The organism is Nonomuraea spiralis (assembly GCF_014648435.1).
Classification (GTDB): domain Bacteria; phylum Actinomycetota; class Actinomycetes; order Streptosporangiales; family Streptosporangiaceae; genus Nonomuraea; species Nonomuraea spiralis.
Genome location: NZ_BMRC01000041.1, coordinates 26040 through 38800 on the forward strand (window position 1 = coordinate 26040; position 12761 = coordinate 38800).

General features: G+C 65.4%; 5 protein-coding genes. All 5 read left to right on the top strand.

Features of this window, described 5'->3' with window-relative positions; translation table 11 throughout:
• The first annotated feature begins 9 nt into the window (after positions 1-9).
• From IEZ27_RS48530 to IEZ27_RS48550, 5 genes are read left to right on the top strand one after another with little or no spacing between them, the layout of a single operon-like run.
• Positions 10-768, top strand: coding sequence for a hypothetical protein (locus IEZ27_RS48530; protein ID WP_189653445.1), 759 nt, complete (start codon positions 10-12; stop codon positions 766-768).
• 24 nt (positions 769-792) lie between these two features.
• On the top strand, positions 793-2400 hold the full coding sequence (locus IEZ27_RS48535; RefSeq protein ID WP_189653446.1) for a 3'-5' exonuclease: 1608 nt from the start codon (positions 793-795) through the stop codon (positions 2398-2400).
• A gap of 1 nt (position 2401) precedes the next feature.
• Positions 2402-6208, top strand: coding sequence for a protein kinase domain-containing protein (locus IEZ27_RS48540; RefSeq protein ID WP_189653447.1), 3807 nt, complete (start codon positions 2402-2404; stop codon positions 6206-6208).
• Positions 6205-7851 carry a methylation-associated defense system protein MAD7 gene (gene mads7, locus IEZ27_RS48545; protein WP_189653448.1) on the top strand — a complete coding sequence of 549 codons (1647 nt, stop codon included), beginning with the start codon at positions 6205-6207 and terminating at the stop codon, positions 7849-7851. The genes IEZ27_RS48540 and mads7 overlap by 4 nt, the downstream gene beginning before the upstream one ends.
• Positions 7844-12745 carry a helicase HerA domain-containing protein gene (locus IEZ27_RS48550; RefSeq protein WP_189653449.1) on the top strand — a complete coding sequence of 1634 codons (4902 nt, stop codon included), beginning with the start codon at positions 7844-7846 and terminating at the stop codon, positions 12743-12745. Before mads7 ends, IEZ27_RS48550 begins: the two co-directional genes overlap by 8 nt.
• Positions 12746-12761: the final 16 nt, after the last annotated feature.

Genomic DNA, 12761 nt, shown 5'->3' on the forward strand with positions numbered 1-12761 from the left:
GTCTGGAACATGCAGGAAGGGCCGCAGCCGCTGGACATCGACGAGCTGCTACGTCAGCTGGCCGCGTTGACCAAGACACCCGGCCTTGACCAGCAGGCCGCCGAGCGGGTGGGCACAGCACTCGACGCGGCCGCTCAGTCCGTGCGCCAAGCCACGACCGGCACGGCGAGCTCTGCCGCCACACCGGCGCGCCAGCAGGCGGTGGACGCATTAAGCGAGTTGGGGGTGCCGGCGAATCCCGCGCTGATCGCCGAGTTCTGCCGCGCATACTTCGGCTCCGAACTTGCGCCACGGGCATTGGCCAGTATTCGTCGGGACGAGCTGCGCGCCTATCGGGCGAAAAGCAGCACCCGGTCGATGTGGGTGGTTCCAGCCCTCACCACCCAGCTCATGCCGGCGCGCGGTTATCTGGCGTTGTCGTCCTGGCCCGCGTGGTTGCGGATCCACGGCACCCGGTCCGCGCGGGTCGACGTGCTCCGAGTGCTACTAGTACTGCTCGACAGACTGGCCGGGTTGCGGGCGGCCAGCAGCGAAGTGTTGCGGTCGAGTCGCGAACAGCAGCGGGCCCGGATTTCCGATCTGGTAGTCAAGCTAGGCATTGGGGTGCCTGGCCTGGACCACCGCATCGACCCCGCGACCGCCCGCGAGGCCATTCAGGACGAACTGGACCAACTCGCGCCCAAGGACCGCGCGGAACGGGACGCTGCCGCCGCCGTTCTGTCCACTTTGGACGAGGAGCAGCGGCTTTTCGGACGAACCGATCAGTAGGTAGCGACATGGGAAGGCTTCTTGATGTTCAGGATCGATCCGGTGTTCACGGAGGCTGCGGCCGCGGTGTCCGGTCGCGAGGGCGCCGTGCTGCTGGTCGCGGACGGACCTGACCGACCCGATCTACTGCTCATCGATCGCATGGCCGGGCTGTACGCCATCGACCTCGACCCGAACGGGACGTCGCCGGATGACCGCCAGCCCTGGGTCTCGATCAACCGGAAACGCGCCGAGTTACGCGAGTCGCTCACCGGTCTCGGCCCACCTGCGGTCGGCGCGGCGGTGGTACTCGGCGCTGCGGCAGGACGGCTACTCGGCTCGGACCAGCCGCATGCCAAGCGGATCGTGTTGTCCCGCCAGGACCTCACCGATCCGGCCTGGCCGGATCACCTGCCTCAGCGGCCGATCCCGGACGCCGAGTTCACCGCCATCGTCGACCGCCTCGCGCCGTCTGTGGTGTTCAGCAAGTCCGGGCGCACCGGCTCCACCGACCCGGGGGCGGCGGACCGGGCCGCAGCCCGGTTCCAACTGGACACCTCGCAGGCCGTGACCGCGCTGGCGCCGATCTCCGACGTGGCCGTGGCGACCGGGCCGCCGGGCAGCGGGAAAACGTTGCTGCTCGCCGCCCGGGCACGGGAACTGCGCCGGGTTCATCCGGACTGGGAGATCGCCGTGCTGGTGTACAACCGTGCGCTGGTGGCGTATGTGACGCGACTAGTGAACGACCCGTCGGTGCTGGTGACCACAGTCGGCAAGTTCGCCCACCGGCTTGGTTTCCGGATGGATCTCAATGGTGGCGACGGCGCTTCCAAGGATCTGACCAAGGCCAGGGCACGCGGGATTCCGCAGGCCTTCGACGCATTGCTTGTCGACGAGTTACAGGATTTCGACCCGGCTTGGCTACAGTTCGCGCTCGACACCGTCCGGCCCGGCCGTGGCGGCGCGTTGCTCGTCGGTGACCAGGCGCAGGGGCTGTACCGAGACGTCGATCTGACCTCGGCGCTAACTGGCCGCGACGTCGTCCGCCACACGCTGGCTCGGCCGTACCGCAGCACGAAACAAGTGCTGCGCGCCGCAAGCGTGCTGACCGGGCAACATGTGGCCGGGATCGACGGTGCGCCGGACGGGCAACCGGTCGATCTGATCTGGGCGGACTCAAAGAACGCGCAACTCGACTGCGTTGTTTGGGAAATCGCCGCTCTGCTCGCCGACGGACGGCGGCAGCCAGGCGAGATCGCCGTCCTGCTCACGCAATGGCGCGGCCTTACAAAATTGCGTGCCGCGTTGACCTCGGCCGATATTCCGTTCCATGTGTTCGACCGGAACGACCCGTCCGGATTCGACTCCAACACGTCGACGGTGAAGATAATCACCGTGCATTCCGGGAAGGGCTACGAGTTCCCGATGGTGTTCCTGGTCGGATTGGAAACCTTACCGGCGGGAATCGACGAGCCGACCAGGCAACGGGAACGTGTCGGGTTCGTCGGCGCCACCCGCGCCGCGGACCAGTTGCTTATCACTTACACGAAGTCCACGGCCCACGTCGACCGGCTGGCGGCGCTGAACACCGACGTCCGGCGCTGGACCTGGCCTGACGACTACAAGATCGACAATCGCAAAGAGGTGAAGTGACGTGGCGCGGCTGCACGTGCTCAGCGACTGGCACGGCCCAGGCGAAGAAAGAACGGCCCGCCGGCTCGCGGCCGAGCTACCGGACGACTGGGACGTCATCGCCGGGCGCCAGATCCCGACGCACACCGACCCGGTCGATTTGGACCTGATCGTGGTCGGCGTCAACGGCATCTACGTTTGCGAGGAGAAATCCTGGGGCCCACACGTGGTCGCGGGCGAAGTAGCATGGTACGTCAACGGCGAGCAGCGGTCCGATCCCGTCGGCCAGGTGGCGCACGCGGCCCGGGTGCTGGCCGGCCGACTGCGCACGAAGGTCGGCGGGTGGACTGCGGCGCAGGCCAACTTGCCCCGCGGGGTTCGCCCGGTCACCGGCCATGTGGTCATGTCTCACTCGTCGATCGACCTATCCGGGACCGGCGATCTCGGCGAGGACAAGGTGGTCACGCTGGATGCTGCGGCTGCCATGCTGACCGCCCGGGACGCCGCCCTGCCGGACACGATGTCCGCACTGCGTCCAAAAGCGATGAGCTACCTGCTCGGTCTCAGTCCGCGAAACCTGGCCGAGGCCCCGAAGCAGATAATGCAGTACAAAGTCGCCGGACTACTTGGGACCGATGGCAACGCCCGGGTCTACGCCGGTAGCAACCCGGCGGGCGAACTGGTGTTCCTGCACTGCGTTCCAGTGGCCAACGCCACTGACCGGCCTGCTGCGGAACTGCTCGCCAAACGCGAGCATGACGCGCTTACCTTGTTGGCCAAGGAAGATCGTACCTGGCATGTACGCGACTGGTTCGACTGGGAGGGATACCGGATCACCCCGATCGTGCCTGACCTGAGTGGCATCAGTCTATGGAAACTCAGCGGTGACCGTCCGACACCGACCGATCAGGAAAACCGGATTCCGCCGGAAATCGCCAAACCCGTCGTGCACGACGCGTTCGCAGCGTTGACCTCCGTGCACGCGAAGGAGATCATGCATCGAGCCCTCCGGCCCCGGTACATCGAGCTCACCGGCAACGACCGGGTCCGCTTCCGCGACTTCAGTCGGGCGCGGATCCCCAGCGTGGAAACCATCGCTCCCAGCTTGTTCGACGACCATCCGTCGACGCCGTTTCGCGCCCCGGGCGCCACCATGGAATTCTTCGGCACCAAAGATGACGTCTACAGCTTGGCGCTGTCCCTGGTGCTGTGGATCCACGGTGACCAGGACGAGACGCCGGACCACGACCAGGCCAGGGAACGCGCGGCGGCCTATCCGGAGATAGGTGAACTGATGGCCCGCTGTCTCGCGCCGGACTACAACGACCGACCGGAAGCCGCGGAAGTGGCCTCAGCGACCGCGCCGGACAAGGCGACGGCATTAGCGATCATCGAGGACGCGTCGACACCGATAGCAGGCCAGTTGGTAGCCGACAGATACCGGCTGAAACACCAACTCGGCGAGGGCGCATGGGCCGTCACCTGGCTCGCCACCGACGAACAGCTCCAGGGTGAGCTGCGCACGCTCAAATACCTGAAACCGGATCGCGTGTCATGGGCACAGGCATTCGACGAATATCAAAACACCGACACGCTGCGCAGCCGCTTCTGCGCCCGGGTGTACGACCTGCGCCCCGAACCGGAACCGGGCGTGCTGGTCCAGGAATACGTACCGGGCACTACGCTCAAAGAACTCGTCACGCGCGAAACCCCGACCGGGGACGAGTTCCGGCGCATCGCGCTGGACGTGCTTGCTGGCCTCGGCGACGCGCACCAGCAGGGCCTGTACCACAGGGACGTCAGCCCCGCCAACATCATCGTGCGGGAGGATGGCGCCGCCCGGCTGATCGACTTCGGGCTGGCCGCACACGTCGACGACGCCCATTCCGCGGTCGGCTCGCCACCATTCACCGCGCCGGAGGTGTGGGAGCGCCGCGCTTGGTCCCCCGCCGCCGACCTGTATGCCGCCGCCGCGTCGATCCTGCACGCAATGCTCGGCCGCTACCCCTATGCCAGTACCGATCTGTCAGGCCGCAGGACGTTGGTGCCGCCGTCCGACGAGGACCGGCTACGGTTCGGCGGCGCCTTTTTGGACGCGCTCTACCAGGGCGTGTCGTACGACCCGGCTGACCGACCGCAGAGCGCCGCAGATTTCGCGCGACTGCTCACCGAGCCGAGCACTCCGTCCACTACGGACAAACGCAAGGTGAATCCTACGGTGGCCGCGCTGCGTGGGCTGTACCGGGAAAGCGGCATCGGCAACGCCGGAAACCGCGGCCTAGACGACGTTTTCGCGCACGACACTTACGCGAAAACCCGGCTGGACACCGAACTGCTGCCAGCAATACTCAACAAGAAGCTCGACGTCGTGGTGCTGAGCGGTAATCCCGGTGACGGCAAGACCTCGTTCCTTGTCAAGGTGGGTGACGCACTGGACGCTCGGCAGGCGGAAAAGGTGCACGAAGACAAGGCTGGTTGGGTCAAACGGCTCGACGGCCACACGTTCGTCGCGGTCTACGACGCCTCGGAGTCCAACGGCGCGCTGTCCTCCGACGAGATGCTGTATCGGGCGCTCGACTTAGCCGATGGCGAGGACCGGAACCGGTGCACGGTGCTGATCGCCGCGAACGACGGCCGAGTCACCCAGTTCTTCACCGAAAACGAAGACCTGTACCCGGACGTCGCTGCGGAACTGTCCAAGCAACGCCGAGGCGACGCATCCCCGGACTCCCGGGTGGTACTAGTCGACCTCAAGCAACGGGCGTTGGCGATGCCGAAAAAGGCCGACGCAAACGGCGAAGCGCCTGATCTTGCGGCAGCTATTCTAGATCTGTTCACAACCGACTTCCGCTGGTCGGACTGCGCCGGCTGCGTGTCTCGAGACGTCTGCCCGATTCTCCGCAACGCCACGGACCTGCGAGCACCGGCCACCAAGGCGGCGGTCATGGAGCTCGTACTCACCAGCCACCTGCGCCGCCGTCGGCGGGCGACCGTGCGGGACGTCCGGTCCGCATTCGCCTGGCTGATCACTGGCGACCTGTCTTGCGGCGAAGTTCACTCGGAACGCGAGGCGGACGAAAACCCGGCCACCGACGCCCGGTTACTGCCTGGTCTGACCTTCGCCGGCGCCAGCAGCGACAACCTGCTCCAGGAATGGGCCGAACTCGACCCGGCCGGACTCCCAGCGCCCGGCGCCATCCGAGCCGCAAGAGCTAGAGAATACCTCATCCCCGACCTGCACACTATCCTCGACGCGGATATACGTCGACTCAAGCGGGCATTGTTCCTCGGCCAGTGGGGCACTGTATCCGGACGGTTGGAGGTGCGTAGTTACCGGCATCTCGATGAATACCTCGGCGCCCTGGACACGCCAGAGCAAGCGCTGCCACGGTTCCTCGCCGGACTGTCCAGAGTGCTGGGCTTCGTCGGCTACGACGGCGTCCGCCTCGCATTGCGGGACCAGATGTACGACGCGCCTGCGGTACGCGCCATCGTGGTAATTAAGGAATTGGATCCGACCGAGTTCGCGCTGGCCGCAAGCGGAGCACGTTCCCGCTACATCGAGTCGTTCCCCGACCTGTTGGTGCTGCGACATTCCTCCGGCGCGGAACTCCGGATCACCTTGGACACCGCGGAGTTGCTGCTGCGCGCCGCCGACGGGGAGATCCTCGGTGACCTGGCTTCGGAGGCGATCCGCCAGGAGGTCACTGCGTTCGGCGACCGGCTGCGTCGGGAACCAGCACACGCGGTACGGATCATCGACGGCTCCGGCCGTTCGCTGCGGGCAAAGGCCATCGGCGGCCAGATCGTGCGGGAGGACGCGCCATGACCATCAAACTGACCAAGGCGATGAGCACCTATCTGTACCGGCCGCTGACGATTTTCAGCACACTGGACACGGATGTGGACCGCGTGCTGCCCCATCTGTTCGAGGCGTGTGTCAAGGGCGGCCGATCGGCCAGGTTCTTGACCAACGAACGGGACTACGCCGGATATCGGGACCGGCTGCTCAACGGCGAGCACATGACTGGCTTCAATTCACCGGACGCCCGGGAGCTGATGGACGGCTGGCTGCGCTCCTGCATCGTCGACATGGGCACTGTCGGCAAGGCGCACAATGACGAACAGATGTTGTCGGTTGCTCCCCTCACCTTGGCGGCCTATCGGGCGGGCGTACCCCGGACACGAACCCGGCACCGCCATATCGACGACTTCGCCTATCAACTTCTGCGCACCCAGGTAGCCCGCCGAACAGCGGGCAACCCGACCGGTGAACTCCGCAGGCTCATCGCGGAGCATATTGGCCATGGTCTGGGGATCGGACACGAGCCGAAATGGCAACCCGAACTGATCGACCCGAGCAAGCTGGACATCAGCGCACTCCTCGAGTTTCGTTTCCTCGAAGGATTCGAGATGGGCGATGCGCGGGAATTTAAGCAAGAATCGCAAGTACCGAACCCGCTCCCCGGCGTAACGGGGCGTCTGGGGGAAATGCTTCTCGCACACCTCCTTGCCTATGCCAACCGGTTGCCGACAGCTGCGTTAATGTCCACCTTTGCCGGGCTGCTCGCCCTCGGTGTCTTCACTCTCACACTTCGGGTTAACGCGGCGGGACGAGAACTGTTGCGTACCGGTACCCCGCCTGCGGACATGATCGAGGACCGCCCGAAATCGCCGATCGAACTGTACTGCGACTTCACCGGCGGAATAAACGACGATTCGGACAGACTGTCCCGGTTGTGCGTAGAGCGCGATCTCAATCAGATCAGGCTCACTTTCCGTGACCGCATGACTCTCATGATCGTCGAGTTGGCGGTCCAGCGGATCCCGGACGAGCGAGAGCGACGTGAAGCGCTTTCCGACCCAGATAAGCTGGCCCAACTTGCCGAACTACGCGAACACGACGTCATAGAAATGTTTGCGATGAGCCAGCTCTACGACATCGCGGCAATCAACCAGCGCACCGCTGAACACATCTCGGAAGATGAAGCCGACTTCCTAGACAGAACACAACACTCCGATAAAAGCGAACTTAACAAACTGCTAGACGTTCTTGAGTTTGTCAACCAAGATCGCGCAACGTCAAACGCGGTAGGCTGGTTTAGATCGGTCGGCGGGCTGCGTAAACCGTACGGAATTCTCACCGGGTCGTCCAATAGCCGCCGGTCGTGGCGATACGCGCCGACAGACGAACTACTGCAGATTCTGCTGATGACGGTGTTCGTCCGGCCCGATATGTCGGTCCGGCCGACCATATCGCTCAAGGACCTGTTGCGAGAGCTTCGCGACCGATTCGGCATTCTCGTCGACTCGCCTCCGGCGTTTCTGGACGGCGCGGAGGCACGCGCCGCCGCGGCGGCCAACCTGGCGGCATTCAAGCGCAGGCTGCAACTGCTCGGATGTTTCGACAGCTTGTCCGACGACTTCTCCGAACAGATCGTTCGCCACCCGCTGGGAGATCGTGATGCCTGAGCCGACCGACACCACGCTGCCGGATCTGGTCATCGACCGGATCGCAACCACACTGACCAAGCGGATCGGTCGCCACGAACCCGGCCACTGTGTCCGGGTGGACAACCTACGCCACGCCGACGCCGAGCGCCTTGCCGACGCGGTGCGTCGAGCCCTCGCGCCCGGCAAGGCTGACATACACGTCCTGGTCGATGCCCGCGCCCAGGCCGACGACGAGTTGCTGATCCCGACCGAGCGCGCGGTCGAACTACGCAACCGCAAGGAGCGTCAACTGGTACTGATGGTCCCTGTGGGCGCCGGCGTTGCGGCCAGTTCGCTGGACAACAGCTTTGAGCGCCAGGATGTGGTCGAGCTGCTGCGTACAGCCAGTGCCACGATGGTTGACGAACTGCCAGACAACGATATTCGGGTCGGAGTGGACAAGGTCGCCAGCGTACTCGGCAGGAACCGGCCGGCCGAGGCCTGGGCCTGCTACGTCGCCGCAGTCACAGCCGAACCGATCTGGCACACCGTTGGCGCATCGTTGCCGATGGTCGGCCTCATCCCGGATCTCGGCGGCCCGGACCTCGTAGACCGGCTCGCCCGCAACAGTGAGTGCGTCAAGGCCATCTCCCGGCCGGCCAGAGCGGTGTCCTCGGTGTCCGACCGGCTCAACAATGCCCGGCTGAAGGATGGTCCGGTACGCGTTGACCTTGCCACGTTCCTGTCCGGCTCGTACCGAGATCTGTCCAATCCCGCCGAGTGGACCGCAGAGCTGGCCGCCGTGCCTGGCCTCGACTTCAGTCAATGGCCGCTGACCGAACCGGAAACCGTTGCGGTGGATCAGGTTCGGGTCGACCCGTTCCTCCGGGAGAACGGCGCGGTGGTGAAAAGCTCGCGGCTCAAGCAAGACAACCCTGGCGACCTGCCCTATACCGAGGCAGGCGAAGAGTCCCCTGCCGTGGTGCGAGTGACGTGGAAGACCGTCCCGGCCAAGAGCGACGCGATCTACCGGTGGCTGGTCGAGGTGCTCCCACCGGAGGACCTGCGCGACGGCGACGACACCGGGCCGAAGGCCAAGGTGACCGTTGCCGGTTCCCGGCGTACTGCCACCGTCGAGATCAAGCTCAACGAGTCCGACCTCGAACAGGGCTCACTGTTCGTGGTGCGCGTGACCGGGCTAGACACAGCAGGCCAGCCGGTGTTGCTGCAGGGAAGGGAGGGTGAGCTCGCTCAGGACGAGAGCCAGCAGTTCACCGTACGCTGGGAGGCCGACCTGATCACCGGGGAGACCCGGCGTGCCTCGGCGTGGGCGCTCGCGCTCGGCAGGCTGGACGCGGTTCTCGCCGGACAGAACGACCTGACCGAGGACGCCTACAGCCTGGACGACACGCATACGGCGGTGTCGCTACGCCTCGGTGGTCGGCGCACTGTACTGCTCGGCGTCAGCCCGGTGCTGGTCAACCTGCAACACCAGTTGTTCAAGGACGGCAGCACAGCCACCGCGTTTCGCGCCAACGGACGCATGGGTGTGGTGCTACAGGCCGAAGACACGGAGCCCGTCGAAGACCCGTTGCCGACAGCATTGTCAAAACAACGCAAAGAGATCCATGCACTACTCGGCGCGCATCAAGCCCGTTGGCTGGTGGAGTCGCTCGACTGGACCGAGGAGCTCCGGGACAAGGTCCGGTCCTACTGCCAGAGCTACAAGAACGCGCTCGACCGCGCGACGACTGACGCGACGTATCGGGGCGCGTTGCTGGCGATGGACACGCTGACACTGGACATTACGATCGCTGGCGGCCGACCGATCCGGGCGGTCGTCGTGCTGCCGTTCCATCCGCTCCGGCTGACCTGGCTGGCCGAATATGACAAGGCGATCACCGGCTGGGCAAAAGAACTGGCCGACATCGAACCGAACAAGGCGAAACGGCGCGCGATGGTGGACGCCGACCTGGTACGCCGGGTGACCCCGGCCAACCTGCCGTTCGCCGTGCCCCACTCGACCTCCGGTGACATCTTCGTGCACGCCAGGGAGGCAACGGTCGGCACCGGGATCTACCTCGCCCCTGACGAGCAGGAACCGGGCATCGCCATCCAGGCGGTGTTCGACGTGCTTGGCACGGACTGGCGGGACGTCGCCACTGACGTGCCGCCCGCGATGGTCGCCGAGCGCATTGAGCACTACCGTGAGACTCACTCGAAGCCCGACGCGGTCCGGCTTCTGGCGATCAACCCCGGCTCCGGCGAACTGCTGGCCCAGGCGCTGCGCCAAGCGGTACTGACCGACCGGGCCGCGGACTTCGACGCCACCAGACTAGCCGGACGTGCAGAAGTCACCGCCTATAGCACCCGGCCTGGTAATACCGATCCGCTGCCCGCGCTGACCGACCTGCAGCGGGCCGTCGGCGGATACCGGGTAGGGAGCGGACGATCGTACTTGAAGCCGCCGCTCGGGCTGAGCGTGCGGCCGTTCGACCGACTGGCCAAGGACGACACGCCGGCGCATATAAGCGTGGTCAACGACCTGGCCGTGGTCGAGGCAGGTGGCGGCTCGACCACCCCGGCGGGCACCACGTCGTTCCGCAACCTGCTGACCCCGACCAGCAACCGGACGGTAGACACCCCGGACGGCCCACACTGGGAAACCATGCCAGCAGTACAACTCCGGGAATACCGGGGCGAAAAGCGGCGGGACGGTGCGGCGGACGCGGTCGACGCACACCGGGCACACCAGGCCGCACTTGCTGCGGCTCATGGACTGGCGACGGAGAACGGCATCGCGTTGCGCGTCTCGCTCGGCGAGCCGGAACGCCGGGCGCTGACCGCGGCGCATGATCGGGCCGACTGGGTCATGACGATCGACCGCAACCTCGGACCGGAACTGTATTCGTCGAGCCCGAAGAAAAACCAGCCGTACATCCTGGACTACGCGCCCGACTTCCTGGAAGGAATCGGGCCTCGGCTAACCGTGACCACGAAACACCAGGCCGAGATCGAACGCCTGCTTGCCACCGCGATGCGCGGCCTGGGATTCGCCGATGACACCCAGTCGGTGCGCGGCACCCTGCGGGCCATGCAACTCGTGTCCGGGCGGTTGGCGCTGCGTCTCATCGGTCAGTCGGACCTGGCCGCCGAGGCGGTGAGCCTCGCGGCGCTGGTGTCCTGGTTGGAGAGCCGGGGCGACCTGAAGGACACGATCGTCGTACCGGTCGACATGCACCAGGAAATGTTCGGCATCACGCGCAAGAAATCGCAGGACAAGGAGTCACCGGAGGAAAAGGCGCGGTTCTGCGACCTGATTCTGGTCCGCGCCACCCGGCAGGCGATCAGGTTCGAGTGCGTCGAGGTCAAGCCGCTGAAGGAAGACACGTCGCCAGATCAACTCGCCGAGAACATCGTCGACAGCCTCAACGCCACGGTGACCATGTTGGAGGACGGTTTCCTCGGCAACGACCAACCCCGTCTGGATGCCGACCTGCAGCGGGCCCGGCTGGCGGGAATCCTGCGCTACCACGCGAACCGGGCCTTCGAAGCGGATCTGCTCAGTGCCGAGCGGCTGGCCGCAGCAGAACGCCAGTTCGCCCGGATCGAGGACGGCACCCGTCCGGAGATCTCTAAACAGGGATACGTGGTCAGCCTGTCCGGCGAGCCGGACCTGCCGAGCGAGCATCGCGGGATATCGATCGAGGCATTGACCGCTCCGAAACTGCGCACAGCAGGCATCGCCACATTGACACCGAGCCGGGCCCCGGTGTCCACCGTGGACATTACGGAACCCGTTGCCCAGCTGGCCGTGGACACGCTCTCCGAGCCGGTCCTGGCTACCCCGCAATCAGAGCCAGCATCCACCACGGAAACACCGGCGACACAGTCGGTTAAGAAACGGCCCGATGAAGTGCGGGTAGTGCTCGGGAAGGACGCGAACTCCGCCGATCTAACGTGGCGGATCAGCACGTCGGGCAGTCCGCATATGTTCGTTCTCGGCATTCCCGGGCAGGGCAAGTCGGTGACCACCCGGCGTATTCTCAACTCATTCGCCGAGCAAGGTTTGCCAGCGCTGGTCATCGATTTCCACGGCGACATGGCGGCCGACCCCGCGGCCGACGCAACGGTCGTCGACGCGGGCGACGGGCTGGACTTCTCCCCATTCGAGCTCCGGACCGACGTCAGCCACGAGAAATATAATCAGACGGCGTGGGAGCTGGCCGAGGTCGTCGGCTATGTGAGCGCGCTGGGGGAGATCCAACGGAATGTGGTCTACGAGGTTCTCCGCGAGCTGTACCAACGACACGGCTTCGGTTCGGCCAACGGCCCGACAGGGCTGCCGACTATGGCTGAGTTCGCCAAGCTCCTGGAACAGAAGGAAAGTGCCGGGCACGGCCGAAACGTCGCGGCGCGAACTCGTCCGCTGAGCGAGTTCGGCCTGTTCGGGGACAACGCGGGCGAGGGTCGGTTCGGCGAATTGCTCACCGGTGGGGTGGTGCTCGACGTGCATACGCTGATGGAACAGGTACAGCTGGCCGCCGCCGCGTTCGTGCTGCGCAAGGTCTACCGGGAGATGTTCCACTGGGGAAAGACCAGCGAGCTGCGCCTGGCCGTGGTGCTGGATGAGGCGCACCGGCTGGCCAAGGACGTCACTCTGCCGAAGATCATGAAGGAAGGCCGCAAATACGGCGTCGCCGTGGTGGTGGCCAGTCAGGGAGTGGACGACTTCCACAAGGACGTGCTCGGCAACGCCGGCACTAAGGTGGCGTTCCGCTGCAACTACCCGCAAAGCAAGACAGTCGCCGGTTTCCTGCGCGGCCGAGCTGGCCAGGACATGGCCCAGGCCTTGGAAAAACTGTCCGTCGGCCAAGCTTACGTCTCGACCCCCGACTCCCCCGAAGCCAAGAAGGTCTTCATGGCCCGATGATCTGTCGGGTAGCCCC